This is a genomic window from Pseudomonas sp. URMO17WK12:I7 (genome assembly GCF_003269045.1).
Lineage (GTDB): Bacteria > Pseudomonadota > Gammaproteobacteria > Pseudomonadales > Pseudomonadaceae > Aquipseudomonas > Aquipseudomonas putida_J.
In genome coordinates this window covers 71,469-90,783 of sequence record NZ_QLTL01000006.1, presented here as the reverse complement: position 1 = coordinate 90,783, position 19,315 = coordinate 71,469, and the positions used below count along the sequence as shown (strand labels likewise).

22 protein-coding genes and 1 pseudogene are annotated in these 19,315 nt (G+C 62.5%); 8 read left to right on the top strand and 15 right to left on the bottom strand.

From position 1 onward, the window contains the following. From H040_RS09875 to H040_RS09855, 5 genes are all read right to left on the bottom strand, one after another. On the bottom strand, positions 1-198 hold the full coding sequence (locus H040_RS09875) for a hypothetical protein (RefSeq protein WP_027917305.1): 198 nt from the start codon (positions 196-198) through the stop codon (positions 1-3). 62 nt (positions 199-260) lie between these two features. Beyond that, complete coding sequence (locus H040_RS09870) at positions 261-428, bottom strand: general stress protein (RefSeq protein ID WP_027917304.1); 168 nt, start codon at positions 426-428, stop codon at positions 261-263. A gap of 114 nt (positions 429-542) precedes the next feature. Beyond that, positions 543-1,847: an NTP/NDP exchange transporter gene (locus H040_RS09865; protein ID WP_033695969.1), complete on the bottom strand. Its 1,305-nt coding sequence runs from the start codon at positions 1,845-1,847 to the stop codon at positions 543-545. Positions 1,848-1,851: 4 nt separating this feature from the next. Continuing rightward, the gene (locus H040_RS09860; protein ID WP_027917303.1) at positions 1,852-2,760 is read right to left on the bottom strand and encodes an aldo/keto reductase; all 909 of its coding nucleotides are present in this window, start codon (positions 2,758-2,760) and stop codon (positions 1,852-1,854) included. Between the two features lie 89 nt (positions 2,761-2,849). Continuing rightward, on the bottom strand, positions 2,850-3,731 hold the full coding sequence (locus tag H040_RS09855; protein WP_027917302.1) for a Dyp-type peroxidase: 882 nt from the start codon (positions 3,729-3,731) through the stop codon (positions 2,850-2,852). A 193-nt stretch (positions 3,732-3,924) separates the two neighbouring features. Between H040_RS09855 and H040_RS09850 the strand changes: the two genes are divergently transcribed. Further along, positions 3,925-4,812, top strand: a complete 888-nt coding sequence (locus H040_RS09850) for a bile acid:sodium symporter family protein (RefSeq protein WP_027917301.1) — start codon at positions 3,925-3,927, stop codon at positions 4,810-4,812. On the opposite strand, the gene H040_RS09845 is transcribed toward H040_RS09850, so the two are convergent. After that, a complete protein-coding gene (locus H040_RS09845) occupies positions 4,769-5,242 on the bottom strand; it encodes a sterol desaturase family protein (RefSeq protein WP_027917300.1) in 474 nt (157 codons plus the stop codon). The genes H040_RS09850 and H040_RS09845 overlap by 44 nt on opposite strands. Before the next feature lie 383 nt (positions 5,243-5,625). On the opposite strand from H040_RS09845, the gene H040_RS09840 reads away from it, so the two are divergent. Further along, the gene (locus H040_RS09840; RefSeq protein WP_027917299.1) at positions 5,626-6,339 is read left to right on the top strand and encodes an MgtC/SapB family protein; all 714 of its coding nucleotides are present in this window, start codon (positions 5,626-5,628) and stop codon (positions 6,337-6,339) included. On the opposite strand, the gene dksA is transcribed toward H040_RS09840, so the two are convergent. Further along, entirely contained in the window at positions 6,336-6,743 is a 408-nt protein-coding gene (gene dksA / locus H040_RS09835; protein ID WP_027917298.1) for an RNA polymerase-binding protein DksA, read from the bottom strand. The genes H040_RS09840 and dksA overlap by 4 nt on opposite strands. A 109-nt stretch (positions 6,744-6,852) precedes the next feature. On the opposite strand from dksA, the gene H040_RS09830 reads away from it, so the two are divergent. Further along, positions 6,853-7,359, top strand: coding sequence for a GNAT family N-acetyltransferase (locus tag H040_RS09830; RefSeq protein WP_027917297.1), 507 nt, complete (start codon positions 6,853-6,855; stop codon positions 7,357-7,359). Between the two features lie 4 nt (positions 7,360-7,363). Here H040_RS09830 and H040_RS09825 read toward each other — a convergent pair whose 3' ends face one another. After that, a complete protein-coding gene (locus H040_RS09825) occupies positions 7,364-8,929 on the bottom strand; it encodes a sensor domain-containing diguanylate cyclase (RefSeq protein WP_027917296.1) in 1,566 nt (521 codons plus the stop codon). Between the two features lie 162 nt (positions 8,930-9,091). Between H040_RS09825 and H040_RS09820 the strand changes: the two genes are divergently transcribed. After that, the gene (locus tag H040_RS09820; RefSeq protein ID WP_027917295.1) at positions 9,092-9,592 is read left to right on the top strand and encodes a DUF4142 domain-containing protein; all 501 of its coding nucleotides are present in this window, start codon (positions 9,092-9,094) and stop codon (positions 9,590-9,592) included. A 24-nt stretch (positions 9,593-9,616) separates the two neighbouring features. After that, positions 9,617-9,868: a hypothetical protein gene (locus H040_RS09815; protein ID WP_027917294.1), complete on the top strand. Its 252-nt coding sequence runs from the start codon at positions 9,617-9,619 to the stop codon at positions 9,866-9,868. A gap of 46 nt (positions 9,869-9,914) precedes the next feature. Here the strand turns inward: H040_RS09815 and H040_RS27465 are convergent, their stop codons facing one another. From H040_RS27465 to H040_RS09805, 3 genes and pseudogenes are all read right to left on the bottom strand, one after another. Next, a complete protein-coding gene (locus tag H040_RS27465) occupies positions 9,915-10,085 on the bottom strand; it encodes a DUF6021 family protein (RefSeq protein ID WP_177326670.1) in 171 nt (56 codons plus the stop codon). Positions 10,086-10,141: 56 nt separating this feature from the next. After that, positions 10,142-11,125 carry a DNA-binding protein gene (locus H040_RS09810; RefSeq protein ID WP_027917293.1) on the bottom strand — a complete coding sequence of 328 codons (984 nt, stop codon included), beginning with the start codon at positions 11,123-11,125 and terminating at the stop codon, positions 10,142-10,144. A gap of 429 nt (positions 11,126-11,554) precedes the next feature. Continuing rightward, positions 11,555-12,187 (bottom strand): annotated as a pseudogene (locus tag H040_RS09805) (ABC transporter ATP-binding protein). 368 nt (positions 12,188-12,555) lie between these two features. On the opposite strand from H040_RS09805, the gene H040_RS09800 reads away from it, so the two are divergent. Continuing rightward, the gene (locus tag H040_RS09800) at positions 12,556-13,128 is read left to right on the top strand and encodes a bifunctional pyr operon transcriptional regulator/uracil phosphoribosyltransferase PyrR (RefSeq protein WP_027917292.1); all 573 of its coding nucleotides are present in this window, start codon (positions 12,556-12,558) and stop codon (positions 13,126-13,128) included. Position 13,129: 1 nt separating this feature from the next. Here the strand turns inward: H040_RS09800 and H040_RS09795 are convergent, their stop codons facing one another. Next, the gene (locus tag H040_RS09795) at positions 13,130-14,008 is read right to left on the bottom strand and encodes a universal stress protein (protein WP_027917291.1); all 879 of its coding nucleotides are present in this window, start codon (positions 14,006-14,008) and stop codon (positions 13,130-13,132) included. A 162-nt stretch (positions 14,009-14,170) separates the two neighbouring features. Here H040_RS09795 and H040_RS09790 point away from each other — a divergent pair, with 162 nt between their 5' ends. Continuing rightward, positions 14,171-15,067, top strand: coding sequence for a universal stress protein (locus H040_RS09790; RefSeq protein WP_027917290.1), 897 nt, complete (start codon positions 14,171-14,173; stop codon positions 15,065-15,067). Positions 15,068-15,116: 49 nt separating this feature from the next. Here the strand turns inward: H040_RS09790 and H040_RS09785 are convergent, their stop codons facing one another. Continuing rightward, the gene (locus H040_RS09785) at positions 15,117-15,608 is read right to left on the bottom strand and encodes a BCAM0308 family protein (protein ID WP_027917289.1); all 492 of its coding nucleotides are present in this window, start codon (positions 15,606-15,608) and stop codon (positions 15,117-15,119) included. 155 nt (positions 15,609-15,763) lie between these two features. On the opposite strand from H040_RS09785, the gene H040_RS09780 reads away from it, so the two are divergent. Next, a complete protein-coding gene (locus H040_RS09780; RefSeq protein WP_027917288.1) occupies positions 15,764-16,705 on the top strand; it encodes a ribose-phosphate diphosphokinase in 942 nt (313 codons plus the stop codon). Between the two features lie 19 nt (positions 16,706-16,724). Here the strand turns inward: H040_RS09780 and H040_RS09775 are convergent, their stop codons facing one another. Together H040_RS09775 and groL are read right to left on the bottom strand one after the other, a co-directional pair. Continuing rightward, positions 16,725-17,615, bottom strand: a complete 891-nt coding sequence (locus tag H040_RS09775; protein ID WP_027917287.1) for a universal stress protein — start codon at positions 17,613-17,615, stop codon at positions 16,725-16,727. A 28-nt stretch (positions 17,616-17,643) separates the two neighbouring features. Continuing rightward, a complete protein-coding gene (gene groL / locus H040_RS09770; RefSeq protein ID WP_027917286.1) occupies positions 17,644-19,263 on the bottom strand; it encodes a chaperonin GroEL in 1,620 nt (539 codons plus the stop codon). Positions 19,264-19,315 lie beyond the last annotated feature (52 nt).

Below are 19,315 nucleotides of genomic sequence, written 5' to 3'. Positions count from 1 at the left end.
TTACTGGCGCTGGTTGTCCTGCGGCATGGGTTCCGGGTCTGGCGCAGGTTGTGGCGCTGGTTTTTCATCGTGTTGCTGCATTTGCACCGAGGGCTTGCTTGGGTCGCTGTCCTTGCCCGGGTGGTTGTTGTCTCTGTCGAAGCAGCCGCCGACCAAGGCCAGGCTACCCATCAAGATAATCAGCGGTGTCAGGCGCATCGAAAACCTCCTGTTGTGGTTGGCTGCAGTGCCAGGTCGCCCCGGCACTGCATGTGCCTTACTTACGAACGGCCGCCCTTGCGGCCCGACTCGGTGCTGTTGCGGCCGCTTCCGGGTTGCTGCCCGCCTTTGCGGCCAGCCTCGGAGGCCTTCTCGCGATCATTGGCGAAGTTGCCTGGGTTCTTGTTGCCACCCTGGCTGCCGGTGCGGCTGTTCTCTTTGTTGGCCATGGTCTCTAACCTCTTGTGGCTTTCTAGGTGTGCACGGCGCTGCGCCGTACATAAGGTCGGAGTTCGGGGATTTCGGGGGATTCGTTTTATTGCGACACGTTCGGACCGGTGGCGTTAAATATGCGGCGGCGGTTTATTTGGTGCGACAGCCGATTCGGCCTCGCGCTGGCGCCTGCCCAGCCAGGTGCCGGTCAATGCCCAGCCCAAGGCCAGCCCGGCGCCAATGAGCATCGCCAGCTGGGCATGATCTGCCAGCAGGTCCAGCCCGCGCTTGAGCCAGCCGCTTAGAGCATCGCCACCTCGGTACACCACGGTGTCGACGAAGTTCTTCGCTTTGTACTTGTCCTCGGCAGGCAGCACGGTGAAGAGCATCTCTCGCCCCGGGCGTACCAGGGCATATTCCCCGGCACGGCGTACCACCATCACTACCACGAACGCGGCAAACACAGGCGCCAGGGCCAGCCATACGAACCCGGCAGCCAATACCAGCGGTACGGCCACCAGCAGCACGCTGACACCCATGCGCCTGGCCAGCCGACCGGTGAGAAACACCTGGGTGAGGATCGCCAGCGCCTGCACCACAGTATCCATGAGGCCGAACACCTGGGTCTGGCGCGTACGATCGGTGAAGGTTTCGCTGACGATGCGTGCCTGCTCGAAATACAGGAAGGTACTGACGCTGGCGAGCAGCACGACGAACAAGGCAATTGCCAGCAGGTACGGTGAGCGCAGCACGGCCGTTGCGCCGGCGAAGGGATTGCCGCCCAAGGGCCTGGATGCTGGTACTTCGGTGGCGGCAGGTAGCGGGTTGCGCTCGCGCCACCGCTGCACAAACCCGCAAGCAACCATGCTACCGAGCAGAAACAGCCCGGCCAGCAGCAGCAACCCGGCATGCCCCAGTGGCGCCACCAGCAACGTACCCAGGATCGGCCCGCTCAGCCCGCCCAGGCTGGCCCCGGCGGCCAGCAGCCCGAACAGGCGCTTTCCCTGTTCGGTGGAGAACAGGTCGGCAAGCACGCTCCAGGCCAGGGAAATAGTCAGCAGGTTGAATACCGAAAGCCAGATGTAGAAGGCCCGGGCACTCCACAGGTTCTCAGGATCAACAGCAAACAACGCCGCGAACAGCAACAGGTTGCTGGCGAAGAAGCCATAGGTCCAAGGCAGAATGTGCCGGCGAGGCACCTTGGAGGCTAGCCAGCCGAACAGTGGCAGGCAGGCCAGGGTAGCGATGAATGTGCCGGTGAATAGCCATTGCAGGTTTTCCACGCCGCCTGCCACGCCCATGGTTTCGCGCACCGGGCGCAGCATGAAGTAGCCAGTGAACAGCAGATAGAACAGCAGCAAACCGGCGAGCACCGCAGGGCCCTCGCCGGGCTGGATGTTCAGCCCCTGATCGAGGCGTCTGCGCCAGTTGCTCATCGCCTCAGGCGAACTGCTTGATCAGCGCTTGTTGCTGCGCCTGGCTGAGCAGCGGTTCATGCCCGGCCTTGAGCTGGTCGAGCTGGCGTTCCGGGCGCCCGGTCGCGGGGATGACCGTAGTCACCGCCGGGTGGCTGATGGCGAACTTGAGAAACAGCTGCGCCCAGCTGCCTATACCGGCCTCGGCGGCCCACGCCGGCAAGGCCTGGTCTTTTACCCTGGCAAACAGCCGGCCGTCGTCGAAGGCACGGTTGATCAGCACCGCGACGCCCTTGTCCTGGCACAAGGGCAGCAGTTCGTGCGCTGCTTGTGGGGCATTCACCGAATAGTTGATCTGGATGAAGTCCAGCGGTTCGCTGCGCACGATGCGCGCCACATCCTGGTGGCCGCTGTTCAGGTAATGGGTGATACCGACATAACGGGCCTTGCCCTGCTGCTTGAGCTCACGGGCATAGGGCAATTGCGTCTGCCAGTCGCGCAAGTTGTGGATCTGCAGCAGGTCGACCTTGTCGGTACGCAGGCTTTTGAGTGTGCCGGCCCACTGCGCTTGGGCATCGGCCCGGCTATCGGCGGCGATCTTGGTGGCGATGAAGCATTGCCGGTGCCACCCGCCCTCCTCCAGCAACTGCCCGAGGATGCTGTCGGCACCGCCATAATTGGGCGAGGTGTCGATGACTTTGCCGCCACCGTCGAAGAACGCCTTGAGCACCCTTTTGAGCTGCTGGTATTCGGCGGAACCGGCCTCCACCTCGAAACTGCCGGATGTGCCCGCGCCGATCACCGGCAAGGCCTCGCCCGTGGACGGCACCTTGCGCGTCAGCAACCCGGCGGAGCCAGCGGCATGCAGCCAGGGGCTGACGGCCACAAGGCCTAAAGTCGCACCAGCGCGTAGGACTTCGCGACGCTTGTACATGGCAAAGCTCCCGTCATCAGTCGGAAACTTTCAAGGCTAGCCGCTCTACCCTGCACTGACCGGTGTTTCTGTATCTGGATGTTAAGTGATCAGCCCTGCAGCAGCGCGCTCAGGTCTACACCCACCTCGGCCATCGGTGGGCACCAGTAGTAGCCGCCGGTCAGCGGCCGGCTGAAGCGGTAGAGACCGTCGATGATGCCGTCTTCCAGGCCGCTCATGCGCCGCAGCTGCACCTCGAAGGCATCGAAGCTGTGGCCCAGGGCGACGAAGGCCAGGCCGGCGCCACGGCTATCGGCCCAGGCGACCGAACGGCGCACCATGAAGGCTTCCGGCTCGAAGCTTTCCTGGGCGGTGCGCTTGACGTGGGCCGACTCTGGGGCGTCGTCTAGCTCTTCGTTATCGCTCAGGCGGCGGCCCATGATGTTGTCCTGATCGGCCTGGGGCAGTGAATTGAAATACGCCAGGTCGTGCTTCCACAGCTGGAAAGCGGCGAAGCTGGAACCTGCCAGGCCTGGTTGTTCGCCGGCAAGAATGGCAGCTTGCACAGCGTCCAGGTCCACCGGGTTCTCGGTACCATCTTCGTAACCGGTCAAATCGTGACCACCACGGTGCAGGAAGCCATCGACACTGTCAGCCAGGCGCAGTGCCGGGGCCAATGCCTGTTCCAGTGCCTGGGCCTGAAGCAACAGGTCGCCACGCTCGCTGCCGCGCAGCCACAGCCAAAGGGCGTGTTGGGTGCTAGGGTTTTCCACGGCAGCATCCAGCTGCGGGAAGGCACGCAGGCCAGGAATGTCGCGGCCAAAGGCTTTCACCAGCGGCGCGCCGATACCCAGGATCAGGTTCTGGCCATCGACCTGCGGCAGCAGTGCATCCAGTACGGCTGGCAGCGCCTCGGGCGACTGCAGGGCGAAGAACAGATGACGGGCATGGGCCGGCACTGGGGTGGCAAGCAGACCTTGCTGGAACGGCATGACAGGCGAATCCTCGGCAAAAGCGGGAATGCTACTGCGACCGGGCGCCTGTCGCAATGCGGCATGGCAGCGCTGTACGCCAAGGTTTGGCGGGAATCCGGTAACAAACAGTTACCAAGTGCTGGCGCATTGCAATTAGCCAGTCCGTAGGGCCGGCCTAGACTGCTTGCATCCTTTGCCCGAGTGCCTGCCCATGACCGCCTCACCCTTGCTGACTGCGTTTCTCCCCCTGGCTTTGGGCTTCATCATGCTCGGTCTCGGGTTGTCCCTGACGCTGGCCGACTTCGCCCGCGTGGTGAAATACCCAAAACCGGTGGTGATCGGCCTGTGTTGCCAGATCCTGCTGTTGCCACTGATCTGCTTCCTGATCGCCAATGGGTTTGGCCTGGAATCGGCGCTGGCCGTCGGCCTGATGTTGCTGGCAGCCTCCCCCGGCGGCACCACCGCCAACCTGTTCAGCCACCTGGCCCACGGTGATGTGGCGCTGAACATCACCCTGACAGCGGTCAACTCGTTGATCGCGATCCTGACCATGCCGCTGCTGGTGAACCTGTCCCTGGCCTGGTTCATGGCGTCGGACCAAGCCATCCCGCTGCAATTTGCCAAAGTGATGCAGGTGTTCGCCATCGTCTTGCTGCCAGTGGCCCTGGGCATGCTGATCCGCCGCTGGGCACCACGCTTTGCCACCGGCATGGAAAAACCGATGAAGCTGGTGGCGGCACTGTTCCTGGTATTCACCATTGTCCTGGCCCTGGCCAAGGACTGGCAGACCGTCGTCGAATATGCCCCGGTGGTGGGCCTGGCAGCCTTGCTGTTCAACCTGATCAGCCTGGTGCTCGGCTACTGGGTACCACGCCTGCTGAGCATCCCCAAGCGGCAGGCCATCGCCATCGGTATGGAAATCGGCATCCACAACGGCACACTGGCCATCGCCCTGGCGCTGAGCCCATCGCTGCTGAACAACGCCACCATGGCCGTGCCAGCCGCGCTATACAGCCTGATCATGTTCTTCACCGCAGCCGGTTTTGGCTGGTGGGTCAGCCGCGGTCGCGTGGCAACCGCGCCTGCAACTGGCGCTTGAGTACCTTCAGCGGCGGAGCGTAGAAGAAGCCGAACGAGACGCTGCCCGTGCGCCCTTTCACGGCGTGATGCAGCTGATGGGCGCGGTGCAGGCGCTTGAGGTAACGGTTGACCGGCCGCGGCCTGCGCGGCCAGTGCCGGTGAAAGAAGCCGTCGTGGGCCAGCACGTAAAGCACCCCATACCCGGCCACGCCAGCCCCCACCCACTGCAATGGCGCATGCCCGGCCTTGCCCAGGGCGACCAGCGCCGTGGCAATCAGGCCCAGCGCCACCAGGTACAGGTCGTTGGTTTCCAGCATGCCCAGCTGCGGCTCATGGTGTGATCGGTGCAGCCACCAGCCCCAGCCATGCATGATGTACTTGTGAGCCAGCGTGCCGACACCTTCCATGGCCACCAGGGTGCCGAGCAGCACTGCGAGATTGAACAGCATGTAACGGTCCGGGGTATGGCGAAGAATGGCGCAAGGGTACCGATTACCCACGTTTATTTCCATGCAGCGTCACAGGGTGTAGGGCATTTCCGGATGAATCCCTTGTCATGTTTTTGCCCTTGACCCGGTGTAGCTGGCGGCGTAACGTCCGCCCCGCAATTTCGCATCCCTTAACAGGAGCCCTGCTTTGGACAGTAGCCCCAGTCGCTTGCGACAGGCCCACACGGCGAGCTAGTCCGGCAGTTGCCTGCCACTGTCTCGCCATTAGCCAGACGGTGGATTTCCCCAGCCTTTGAAGGCTGTCCCCCGCTTTCCCTTTCGTGGTCCTGCGCATTTTCTGGTTATTCAACCGTGCGGGCGTGTGCCCGTGAAAGAGGTTTGCTATGGATTGGAAAGTTTTTCTGCTGCGCGTCGGCATTGCCCTGCTGCTGGGCGCCCTGATCGGTGCCGAGCGCCAACTGCGCCAGCGCCTTACCGGGCTGCGCACCAACGCGCTGGTCAGCACCGGTGCCTGCCTGTTCGTGCTGATGACCCAGGCAGTACCGGGCATGGCCCCTACCGACGCCTCCCGGGTTGCCGCTTACGTGGTGTCGGGTATCGGTTTTCTCGGTGGCGGGGTCATCATGCGCGACGGTTTCAACGTGCGCGGCCTGAACACCGCCGCGACCCTCTGGTGCACCGCTGCCGTCGGCGTGCTGTGCAGCCTCGGGCTGTTGCTGGAAGCGGCCCTGGGCAGCTTGATGGTGCTGTGTGCCAACATCCTGCTGCGCGACATTGCCCAGCGTCTTGATCGCCAGGAAGTCCTGCCGGCCAACGAGGTCGAACAGCACTACGAAGTGCGCATCATCTGCCGTGCCGAGGATGAAATCCAGGTACGCAGCCTCATGCTTCACAGCCTGGGCGACCCGCAGCTGCGCCTGCAATCGCTGCACAGCGAGGACCTGGCCAACCCGGCACGCCTGGAAGTGCGCGCCGAACTGCTCGGCAACCCGCAGGCCCCTGCGCAACTGGAACGCCTGGTCAGCCGGGTGAGCCTGGAAAAAGGCGTAAGCTCGGTTCGCTGGCAGTTGCAGCCACAGGTACTGGCAGCGGACTAACGCTCATCGCGCAGGTGGCGCTCCTTCTGTTCCTGGCGCTCCTTGGCTTCGATGCACAGCGTTGCCGTGGGGCGCAGCAGCAGGCGGCGCAGGCCGATCGGCTCGCCGGTTTCCTCGCACCAGCCATATTCGCCACGGGCCAGGCGCTCCAGCGCCTGGTCGATCTTGTCGAGCAGCTTCTTCTCCCGCTCCAGTGAGCGCAGCCGCCACTGCCGTTCCTCTTCGGCGCTGCCGATGTCGGCCGGGTCGCTGTGCACTTCCTGCTCGCGCAAGCCTTGGAAGTCCACATCGATACGGGCTTGCAGGTCGAAGCGCTGGCCAAGCAACAGGGTGCGGAAAAATTGCTGTTGAACCTCGTTCATGTAGGCTGCAGGCGCCTGACGCAGCAGTTCCTCTTCAGTCATCAAGGCAGTCTCGCGTGGCTTGGAAACAATAAATGTTACGTTATAACAAGCTCATTGCAACCCCCACTCATCTCGCCGCAGACTATTGCCAGCCCATGGAGGACATTCAATGCGCATACGCCCCGCCCAGCCCGATGACATCGCCGAGCTGATTGCCGTCGAGCGATCCGCCGCACACGCGTTCGCGCGGCTGCCCGATCTGGCCTGGCTGGCACGTGCCGAGGGGCTGGACGAAAAGGCGCACAAGGCCTTCATAGACTGCCAAGGCAGCTGGTTGGCCGAGGATGACCAGGGGCAGGTCCTGGGCTTTGTGTGCCTGCGCCTGGAAGGCCAGGCATTGCACATTCACGAGCTTTCGGTTCGCTTGGCTTCACAAGGGCAAGGCATCGGCAGGCAATTGCTGGACCGGGCGTGTGCCCAAGCGCGGCATCAGGGGGCGCAGGAGGTAACCTTGACCACCTTTGCGCAAGTGCCCTGGAATGGTCCCTTCTATGCGCGATACGGCTTCGAAGTGCTCGATCAACCGCAACTCGGGGCAAGGTTGCAGGGCATTCTGGCCACAGAGCGCGCGCATGGTTTAACAGGGCGCTGCGCAATGCGCCTGCCGTTGGCCTGACCGCTCACTCGGTACGTTCCGCCATGGCCGCTGCCACCGTGTAACCGTCGCGCCCTTGCCGCTTGGCCTGGTACAACGCAGCGTCGGCCGCCGCCATCAGGCTTTCCGGTGTGATGGCATCACGCGACGGATGGCCTACGGCAATCCCGGCGCTGGTCGACACCCGCCCCAACGGGCTCGCGGCATGCACGATTGCCTGCCGAAGCAGTGCCTGCATGATGTCCTCGACGACCAGCTCGGCGCCAGGCTCATCGGTGTCAGGTAGCAACAAGGTGAACTCTTCGCCGCCGTAGCGTACCGCCAGGTCTGCCGGGCGCTTAAGTGCCGTTTTCAACAACTCGCTAAAGCGCCGCAGGCACTGATCCCCGGCGGGATGACCATAGCGATCGTTGTACAGCTTGAAGTAATCCAGGTCGAGCATCACCAGCGCGATCGGGTAGCCCTGGCGCCGGGCCCGCTTGAACTCGGCCTCGAACACCGCATCCAGGCGCCGGCGATTGCCGAGCCCGGTCAGGCTGTCAGTCATTGCCAGCGACTTGAGGGTCTGGTGCGCCTGGTGCAGCGCCCGCTCGATGGCGATGCGCTCGCGCACCTGGCGCAGCACCACCCACCCGAACGCGGCCAGGCCGACCAGTAGCAGCAACAGTACCGCGACCGATTTGATCACATCGTGCCGCCAGGGCGCGATGATCGATTCCCGTGACAAGCCCGCCTCCACCACCAGAGGGTAGCTCGACAATGCCCGGTAGGCATACAGGCGCGGGGTGCCGTCTATCACCGCCACCGCTTCGGCCAGGCCTTCGTTGGTATAAGGCAGGTGATTGCGGAACACTTCGCTGTTGGCCAGGCTGCGCCCCACCACCTTCGCCACGAACGGCCGTCGGACCAGAATGGTGCCATCGCGCTTGGCCAGTACCAACGCGCCTCGTTCATCGATCTTGAAATTGCCGTAGTAGCGCACGAACCAGTCAACCTTGATGGTACCGAGCAACACCCCGGCGAAGCTGCCATCGCGGTTGTCGAGCCGGCGCGAGATGGGGATGACCAGGTCACCGGTGGTGCGGCTGCGCACAACCGAGCCGATGTGCACGCTGCGATCGGTATGGTTACGGTGAAAGATGAAGTAGTCGCGGTCAGCATTGTTCGCATTGGGCGGGATCGCGTCGCGATCGGTCACGAGCCAACTGCCGTCCGGCCCGTAGACGAACAAACCGTGCAGCTGCGGCATGATCGCCATCTGCTGGGCCAGCAGTGCATGCAAGCGGCGGCGGTCCAGGTGGTCGAAGCCGTCACCCTCCAGGCGCTCGGCCAGTGCTGCGGTAATTGCATCCACCTGGCGTATGGCATCTTCGGCATGCTGGCTGGTAGCCCTGGCCAGGTTGGTGACCATGTTTTCAGCAGCGCTGAAAGCGAGCCGGTAGTCACGCCAGGTACGCCAGCCTTCGACCAGCACGAACACCAGCATCACCACGGCCATGAACGACAGCACCAAGCGGAACAGCGCCACGGCACGCCCCTCGCCGCTCACTGTGAACAGCGCGTCCTCGTCCTGCTTTCTGGCCGCACCCATGGAAGTCCTTGCCCTCAAGCGTATGCCACCTATGACTATAGTTCAGCGCCGAGGTGCCTCACGGTGGTCGCCCGGCGACAAGAAAAACGAAACCTTTGCCGCCGGACCCGGCTCAACCGTACGCGACACTGAGGTCGCGCCAACGGTTACAAGGAGTCAGGCATGAGCAATCTGTTCATCAAACGCGCCGGGTTGTCGCTGGTACTGGGCATGGCATCGCTGCAGGCACTGGCCGCCACTTCCGATGATTTTGTCGAGGCCGCCACAGAGGCCGGGATCGCCGAGACGGTCACCGGCAACCTGGCCATGGAAAAAAGCCAGAATGCGGAGATCAAGACCTTCGCCCAGCAGATGGTCACCGACCACACCAAGGCCAACCAGAAACTCGGCGACATCGCCCGCAAACTGGATATAAGCGTGCCGGACGAGGCCGCACTGACCGATAAAGTGAAGAAGATGATCCTCGAATGGCGCGACGAGTCGTTCGACAAGTCGTACGTCAACAACCAGGTCGACGCCCACGAGAAAGCCGTGGAGCTGTTCAAGAAGGAAGCGGCTTCCTCAGACAAGCCTGAGCTGAAAGCCTTTGCCAGCGAAACCCTGCCGACCCTGGAACATCACCTGGAGCAGGCCAAGGCACTCCAGGCCACCCACGGCAAGTGACCGACCCACGACACGAGGCCACACATGACTAACGATGCATTGCGAAGCGAAATCCTCACCCGACTGCTACACGCCCACCCACAAGGGCTGGGCAAGGAGTTGCTGGACAACTACCGCGGCGAAAAGGCCGTGGCCGGCATGCTCAAGACGCTGCAGGAACACGGCCTGATCCAGGACGGCGCTGTGGCGGTTGACGCTGATCACCAGATCAGCATGAGCTATCCGGTCAAGCTGTCATCGGCCGGAGTCGAGGCAGCCAAGCAACTGGAGAGTTGAGGTGCAGCACCCCATCGCCGGCCTAGCGGCGATGGGGCAGCCCGCATCAGTGCTTGCTCTTGGCCTTCTCATCGTCCCTTGGCGGCTTCGCCGGCCCTTGCGGATCGACTTGCGGATCGTTCAGGTCCGGTGAGTCAGGGTCGAATCCGAGGTCATCCTTCCGGTTGGCCTGCTCTGAAGAATGTGGCCCCTGTCGATGTTGCTCTGGCTTGTTCATGTTGCGCTCTCCCGGGAGTGTCTATGGAAGAACGCAGATACCTCGGGAAGTTTGATTCAATTGCTTGCAGCGAGCTGTGCGCGACAGGCCTGCAGTGCGTCGTCGCGTTTCAACAGTTCGTCCTGCAGGTGCTGCAACTGCCTGCCCTGCTCGGCACACAGGCCTCGTTTGTCTTCCAGGATTTGCGTTTGCGCCTGCAGCTGCCGACGCATCTCATCGCTGGCGCCCTGGGCTTGCGCGAGAATCGTGCGCAAACCCTGGATTTGCGCGTCGCGCTGCTCGACCAGTTCGTTCAATGCCTTGCATTCGCCGCTGACCTGGCGGTGCTCGCCGAGCATTCGCTCATTGTCGCGGTGCAGGCGGGTCAGCTCGTCCTGCTTGACGATCAGGCCCTGTTGCAGCTGGCGCAGCTCCACTTGCAACTGTTGGGTCTGCGCTTCGTGGCGGCGCTGGTCCTGCTCGCGCTGTTCGCGGCTGGCGCTGCGGTAATGCTCCAGTGCTTCACGGGCATGGCGATGCTTGTCTTCCAGCGAGCGCACCTGTTCATCCTTGTCGTTCAGACGCACCTGCAATTCACCCAGTGACTGGTTCAAGCTGGCGCTGCGCAACTGCTCGGCCTGAAGCGAGTTCAGGGCGGTCGCCAGGCGCTCCGATTCGGCAGCCAACGCAGCAGCCTGGATCTGCTGTTGCTGGTGAGCGGCTGCCAGTGCCTGCTGTGCCAGTTGCAACTGCGCCTCCAGCTGCTCGCGCTGTTCGTGGAACACGGCTTCGGCCTGCTCGACCCGTGCGTCCCCCTCCTCCTGTACCTGTGCAGCCAATTGCGATACCAGCCTGGTCAGCGAATCGCTGAGCGCAGCCTGGCCTTGCAGGGCAACAGGCTTATGCCCTTCCAGTTCTTTCAGATAGCGATGAATAGTCGTCTTCGAACCTGTATTGCCCAACTCGATACGTACTGCATCGATGCTGGGGTACTCACCCCGGGCAATCAGCACTTGCCGCGCCTGCTGCACTACTGCCTTGTTGATACCGCCCCGGGCCATGTTTGCTCCTACGATTTCGTAACATAATACGTACTATGTAATTACGTAGGGATTTTGTTCCTATGAAAAGGGAATTTCAAGTGAAATCTAAGGCTTAATAATCACGGCTTATCGCATGTGAATGATAAAAAGTGCACGTTGAGGATGCTGCTCGCCACCGCGATTGAAGCAGGCAGCGGGCTTTGGAGCTTTTTGAGTGAGGGTGGCCAGCGTTTCGATCGAAGGGTCTATGAGCGAGACCTCGCTCAAGCTAGCGCGAAAGAAGGGAAGTTATTTTTTTCGTAGGATCGACATAGATGGCCGCCTGGAAGCTGCTGCTGGCGGGCGGGAACGCAGGTGGCAACGGGTGAGGCGTGCGGGCGAATAGGAATGCTGCGATCAATCCGGCCACTCCACCCAGCGTGGCCAATGCCAACAGCCAGGGCCATTTCACGGCCGCACTGGATCGCCGTCCATGACCCGGCCATCCTCCATGTGCACGATTCGATCGGCATAGCGCTCGATGCGGGTGTCATGGGTGACGATCAGTACGCAGCAGCGTGGGCTGAGCACGTGCTCCCTGACGAAGGCGATGATGAGTTTGCCGGTGTCACCGTCAAGCGATGCCGTTGGCTCGTCCAGAATGAGCAGGCCAGGCTGGCCCACCATCGCCCGTGCAATCGCCACCCGTTGTTGTTCGCCGCCAGACAGTTTGGCGGGCGTCAGTTCAGCACGCTCGGCAAGCCCGACAATGCCCAGCACTTCCCGGGCCGTTTGAAGTGCAACGAAACCGAACTACTGCAGCCGCAATTCGGCCAAGCGGTCAGCATCCAGGGCCCAGATGTCCTGGCCATTGATGACGACGCTGCCAGTGTCGGGGCGCAGAATGCCGCAGAGCATGCTCAACAGCGTGGTCTTGCCGCTGCCGGAAGGCCCGACGATGTAGACCATTTCGCCGAACCGCACGCTGAACGTCACGTCGTCGACCGCTTTGACCCGAGCGGCGTCATCGCCAAACCACTTGCCCAGGCCCCTGGCGGCGATGGCGGGAACGGCGACGGTGTCAAGCTTGCTGTTGTCCATCATGCTCTCTCAATAGCATCGCGGGCTTTCCAGACACTCCACATTTACCCGTTGCTCAACGCAGTGCTGTCAACCAATGACAAAGTTGCAAAGCAGGCGAACAATCAGATGCTGCTCGACAGGCTCGGCGGTGAACGCACGGGTCGAACGTCGCTCGCAAATCGCTTCATGGATATTCAGGGCTCAGCCTCGAAAGCAATCATCCAGAACGTAACGCGCATTCGAGCCGCCTGTTTGACCTGGATCAGAACCGGGAAACTCACGCACTTGGCAGTGACTCGGCGAGCTATCACTTGGCTTTTATCAAGCCCACCTCAGGGCGTCCGGGTAAGCTCCCGAACAGTGTTATCCAGCAGAGGAAAAACGCCATGAATCGCACCGCTGCATCTAGGGTCCGCCTGTATGACGAACACGATCTGGACACTGTGCTGCGCTCGATGGCCCGCCAGGCCTTGGCACGTCTGCCTGTGTCCGCAGTGGCGCTGGTAGGCATTCAGCGGCGTGGTGAGCCGCTGGCGCAGCGCCTGCAACTGCACCTGCAAGCCCTGACCGGTGCTGCGCCATTGCCGCTCTACCCGATCAAGGTCAAGCGCTACGCGGATGACCTCAGCCTCCTGCATGCCCATACTCAACTCACCGAGAACCCTGAGCTCGCCAAGCTGGACCTTGCCGGCACCACCTTGCTGGTGGTCGACGACGTGCTCTACGAAGGGCACTCTCTGCTGCGTACCTGCGCCTACCTCGCCGAACTGGGTGCGCGCCATCTCATCAGCGCAGTGCTCGTCGACCGCCACGTCTGCCGCCAACCGGTGCGTGCCGATATCGTCGGCATTCACCTACAGGTCGCGACGCAGGATATCGTCGAATGCCATGTGCCTCCGTACGAAGCGCAATTCTGCGTGGAGGTGGTGCGCCGTGGCCGAACAGGCGATACCGCCTGATTCAACTGTCACGTGCGGGCTTGATCGTCAGGATGCTGCACGGCGCATGGCTGACCAGCCGCTCGGTGGTATCGCCGATCAGCTTGGCCCATCCTCTGGCCTGCACGGCGCCGACCACCACCACATCGGCCCCCAGCGTAGCGATATGGGACTTGATGACGCGCAACGGCGCACCTTCGCTGAAGAACCGATGGCTGTGGGCGATGCCATGGGCATCGGCCAACGCATCGAACGGCAACTGCAGCGATTCGCGCACTTCGTCCGCCCAGGGGCCGGCGAGGTCTGGGTTGGCCAGCATGGCGATTGGCAGGTCGTAAGCCGACAGCAGGTGCAACTGGCCCTGGCATTGCGTCGCCAGTTGCTGACCTGCCATCACCAGCGCGTCATTGAGTGGCGAGGGATGGGAGACATCCACCGCGACCAGCACGTTACCTGGCAGGGCCGGGGCATTGGCCGGTACGAACATCAGCGGCACCTCGCTCGCATGCAACAGCACTTGGTCAAGCGAGGTCGGGGCCAGCTGGTCGGTCAGGGAGCAGCCCGGGCAGCCCTTGATCACCAGGTCTGGCGCGTAGCGGGTGATACAGGCCGGCACCTGGTCACGGGGATTGGCGGTTTCCACGGCCTCGAAACCTGGGCGTGCCCCCCTCGCCCGCTGTTCGTCCAGTAGCGCCTTGAGCTCTGTGCTGAAGTGCATGAAGGAAACGGAAGGCAGCGGGGTTGTCTGCAACTCGTGGCGCAGGCGTAGCTCGCCCGGTTCATGGATACCCAGCACGTGCAGGGCAGCACCAGATGCCTCAGCCAAGGCCATAGCCCGGGACAGCGCGGCATTGGCCTGAACCTCAGTCATGATCAACAGGATCCGGCGATACGGGTTCATCGGGCACCTCCCGGCGCGGCTGTTGGTTAGCGTACGTTTGTCATTATCGAAGCAGTTGCCGGTTCGTTCTTGATAAAAATCAAGGCCCCCAGGCGCCATCGCGCCACCCTACGCGTAAGCCCGTGAGCCGTCATTGCGACGGCCATCGCTGCGGAGGCCATCATGAACGCTTTGACGCGACTGCTACTCATCTGCCATCCGGACCTGCACCCCTCACCAGCCTTGGCGCGCGCGCAAGCGTTGGCCAAGGCCACAGGCGCCACCTTGCACTTGGTGGTGCTGAGCCAACTGCCATCACGCCTGACCACCCTTGACCAGGTACTGCGCAGCAGTGCCCGCAAACAAGACGCCGAGCATCGCAAGGCATGGCTGAATGAGCAGGCACAGGCGCTTGCCAAGCAGGGCATTACCGCCTATGCCGAAACGCTGGATGACGATGATCCACTCAAGGACCTGATCCGCCTGGCGCAGTTACACCGCGTGGAAATGCTGATCAAGGACATCCGCCACGAAACCGTCGTCAGCCGTGCCCTTCTCACGCCGCTGGACTGGCAGTTGCTGCGCCGTTGCCCGATTCCGTTGCACTTGGTCGCTCAGGCTGACGCGGCACTGCCTGCGCGGGTGCTGGCGGCCGTGGACCTGGTCGAGCACGACGCGGCGGTGCACAAGTGCAACGACCATGTCCTGCAAGCTGCACAGGTGCTGGCGCAGCGCTGCAAGGCACAACTGCATGTGCTCCAGGCCTATGAACCGAGCCCTAGCTTCATGGCCTACGCCGCCGCACCGGTGGCATGGACCGATGAGGTGATCGAAGAAGTGACAGGTAGAGCGCGGGAACGCCTGACCCGCTTCGCGGCCCACTACGGCATCAAGCCGGACCATTTGCACCTGATACGCGGGGCTGCCCGGAGTGTCATCAGCGAATACGCCAACCAGCATGGCTTCGATGTGGTTGTCATGGGCACCCTTTACCATGAAGGCTTGGCCAAGGTCATCGGCAGTACCACCGAGCAGACCTTGTACAAGGTGCATACGAGCATCCTGGCAATCCATGGCTGATTGGCCGCCGGTTTGCAATGCTCCGTGCCCTGCAAACCGGCAGCCCGTCTCAATCGCGATGCCAATCGACGCTCAGGTAGCGCTCACTGTCGCTGTAGCGATAGCTGCAGACGCCGTCATAAGCGGCTTCCAGTTCATGTCCAATACGATTGGCCAGGTGCGTGCCCGTGGTGGTCGCCAACAGTTCGTCGTCCTTGCAGTCGATGGCGATCAACCGCTCGAGCACGTGGGTCTGGCGCTCTTGCTGCTCGGCATGCTGCATGAGCTGGCGAATCTCCTGCTCATGGGTCGTGACGAAACGGCCCGACACGCGCACCTGGCCCGCCGCAGCATGGTCTTCAAAGCGTCGACAAGCGGGGCATACAGTCGACCCCAGTGGCCCGAGGCCGTTAGCTCCGTGCGGGTGCCATTCACCCTCGTGATAGACCGCGCCACATTGCGGGCAAAGCGCACTGCCGCCTGGGCGAAGGGGTATGGCGTAGGGGTCGAAGGGACGGGTTTTGAACAATTTGTCCTTGTGGCTTTTCTGGTACTTGTCCATCGGCGTACTCGCTATACGGATTGTGAAAATCGCAGCCCTTGGCATGCGCTGACCTGCACAGTGTCCGTCCATGGGCCACGCTGCACTTGATAATCGTCAAACCCAGCGCTGCCACGCCGCTTATGTTGACGATAACGATCGAGGGAGCACCGCCAATGAATACCACAGCGCCATTGATGTTTGCATTGCAAGGCAGCGAGGGCTACGGCAATGCCGTTGCCCGACGCCTGGGCGTCACGCTGTCGGCACATGAAGAGCGAGACTATGAGGACGGCGAGCACAAGTGCTGGCCCATGGACCCGGTCGAGGGGCGAAACGCCGTCGTGTTCCACTCGCTTTACGGTGACACGCACCACAGCGCTCACGACAAACTGTGCCGGCTGCTGTTCTTCTGTGGCGCGCTCAAGGACGCCGGCGCCAGCCAGGTGACAGCGGTGACGCCCTATCTGTGCTACGGCCGCAAGGACCGCAAGGTGGAATTTCAGGACTCGACCATTACCCGCCACGTGGCTCGCCTGATGGAAAGCTGCGGCATCGACCGGGTGGTGGCGTTGGATGTGCATAACCCCAGCGCATTCGACAACGCCTACCGGATCCCGGCCTGGAACCTGGCCTGCGCGCAGCTGTTCGCCCAGCGCCTGGCGCCGCTGCTGGCTGCTCAGGTTATCACGGTGGTGTCGCCGGACATGGGCGGCATCAAGCGTGCCGAACAGTTTCGCCAGGCACTGGCCCAACTGCTCGCGCGCCCGGTCGCCATGGCCATGGTGGAAAAGCACCGGCAACACACGCAGCTCAGCGGGGAGTGCCTGGTGGGTAATGTGGCTGGCACCACGGTCGTGCTGTTTGACGACATCATCAGTACCGGCCAGACACTGTTGCGGGCCGCACAAGCCTGCCATGGCGCTGGCGCATCCCGCATTCTGGCTGCCGCCACCCACGGTCTGTTCACCACCGCAGGAGCGCTGTTCGAAAGCGGGATGTTCGAACGCATCCTGGTCGCCGACAGCATCACGCCCTTTCGCCTGCCCGCCGGTTGCCGGGCTCAGTTGGACATCGTCGACACCAGCGCCCTGGTCGCTCAACGGCTCATGCCGTGACGTGGTCAGCCGTACAGCCCTACACCACCAGGATATTGCAAGGCACCTGGTACAACACATGCTCGGTGGTGCTGCCGAACAGACGGTCCAGTCCCCGTGCGATGGGCCGCCCCATGACCAGCACGTCTACCGGCTGTGAGTCGATGTATTCGCTGAGCACCGCGACCGGACGGCCCAGCACGAAGTGGCGGCGTTCCGGTGGCGCTCCGAAGCGATCGGCCAGTTTTTTGAAATCATCCTCCAACGCTTGGCGCAAAGGCCCGGCGATGTCCCCGATGGCCCAGGCGGCATACCCCATATCGCCCATATAGGCCATCGACAGATCGCAGGCGTGCAGGAGGTCCAGTTGCGCCCCCGTCTGCAAGGCCAAGGCACTGGCCTGCTGGACGATACTGTCATTTCGGGCTTGCCCCTCATCCGAGGTATCAGCCACGTCCACCGCCGCCACGACCTGGCGTGGCAACGCTGGCCGGCTGGCACCGAGCAAGTAGACCGGGACCGGACAGTGGCGCAACAGTTGCCAGTCAAGCGGCATGAAGAAAGCGCGCTTCAGCGCAGGTTCATGCTCGACCTGCTTGAGCAGCAGGTCCGGTTGCATCTCCAGCACGTGCTGCAGAATGTCATCCTGCAGGTCGTTGCTCCAGGCCACCTCGGTCGTCACCTGCACGCCAGAGGCACGCAGCACATTTGCCTGGGCTTCCAACTGTTCCTGCTGAGCCTGCCGGTAAGCCTCCCGCTCCGTTTGATGCTTACCGGACTCCAGCAACCAGAGTTTGTCCAATGATTCGAGCAAGGCGACGATGTGCAGGCTGGCCGATGCAGACCTTGCCAATGCAACGGCCTGCTCCAGGGCGACCGCCTGGTGCAGCATTGGGCGCATGATCAGCAACAGGCGTTGATAGTGACTCATGATTGCCTCCAACGGTAGGCCGGCCTGATCACTCAGGTATCGGGGGTTGCATCAGCGGTGCGCTCTTTTCCGGGATATCGGTCATGGTGGCTTCGGTCAGCAGCAAAATGCTGGCGACCGAGACCGCATTTTCAAGTGCGACGCGCACCACTTTCGTAGGGTCGATGATGCCCGCCTCGTACATGTCGACGTACGTGTTGGATGCGGCATCGAAGCCGATGCTGCCCGTTTCGGCTAGCATGCGAGCTACTACGACGCCAGCATCCACGGCGGAATTTTCAGCGATCGTCCGTGCTGGCGACTCCAGTGCCCGGCGCAGGATCTGCAGCCCCGTGCGCGTGTCGCCTTCCTGGTTGAGCTCCTCGGCAAGCAATGCCGGTACAGCCTTGAGCAAAGCAAGGCCACCACCGGGCACGATGCCCTCGGCAATCGCTGCGCGGGTAGCCGCCAAGGCGTCATCCAGGGCGTCCTTGCGCGCTTTCATCTCGGCTTCGGAAGGTGCGCCCACGCGGATGACCGCCACCCCACCGGCAAGCCTGGCCAGACGCTCCTGAAGCTTCTCCCGATCGTAATCACTGGTGCTGGATGCGATCTGCGCACGGATTTGTGCGACACGATCAGCCACGGCCTCTCGCGTACCCTTACCGCCGACCAGTGCGGTGCTGTCTCTGAGCACCACTGCACGGTGCACCTGGCCCAGCTGGGACAGTTGCAGGTGGTCGAGATTGACGCCCAGTTCAGCCGAAACCACCGTGGCACCGGTGAGTACGGCAATGTCCTGGAGCATTTCCTTGCGCCGATCACCATACCCGGGAGCCTTCACCGCCACGGCGCGCAATACACCGCGAATCTGATTGACCACCAGCGTGGTCAAGGCTTCGCCATCGATGTCCTCGGCAATCACCATCAACGGCTGGCCGCTCTTGGCCACCTGTTCAAGCAGTGGCAGCAGGTCGGCCAGCGCACCGATCTTGTGATCACACAGCAGTACACACGGATCGGTGAGTTCGACCTGCATCTTTTCAGTGTCGGTGACAAAGTACGGGGACACGTACCCCCTGTCGAAACGCATGCCATCCATGATATCGACCACGGTTTCGGTGGTCTTGGATTCCTCCACGCTCACCACACCTTCCACACCGACCTTTTCCAGGGCGTCGGCGACCAGTTGGCCGATCAAGGGGTCATTGTGGGCGGACAATGTGGCCACCTGGGCTTTTTCCCGGGTCGTGTCGACCGGGCGTGACTGCGCCAGCAATGCCGCTTGAACCAACACCAGGCCCTTGTCCAGTCCGCGTTTGAGATCGATGGCGCTGGCCCCGGCCACCACGTTTCTGACGCCATCGGCAAGGATTGCCTGGGCCAGTACCGTCGCCGTGCTCGTACCATCGCCGACCGCCTCCGCCGTACGCTCGGCGGCCTGGCGCAACATCTGGGCACCGAGGTTCTCCTCAGGGTCCTGCAAGTCAACGCGCTTGGCGATGGACACGCCGTCATTGCAGACCGTCGGGCGACCCCAGGTACTCTGCATCAGCACCGACTTCGACTTGGGGCCCAAAGTGACGCGCACGGCATCGGCGAGCTGGGTAGCGCCACTGAGGATCTTCTCCCGTGCCGTTGATCGAAAGAGGATTTTGCTGTGCGGCATGATGTTCGGCTCCCGTGCAGGGCAGCGTGATTGACTGGTACTGCCAGCATCC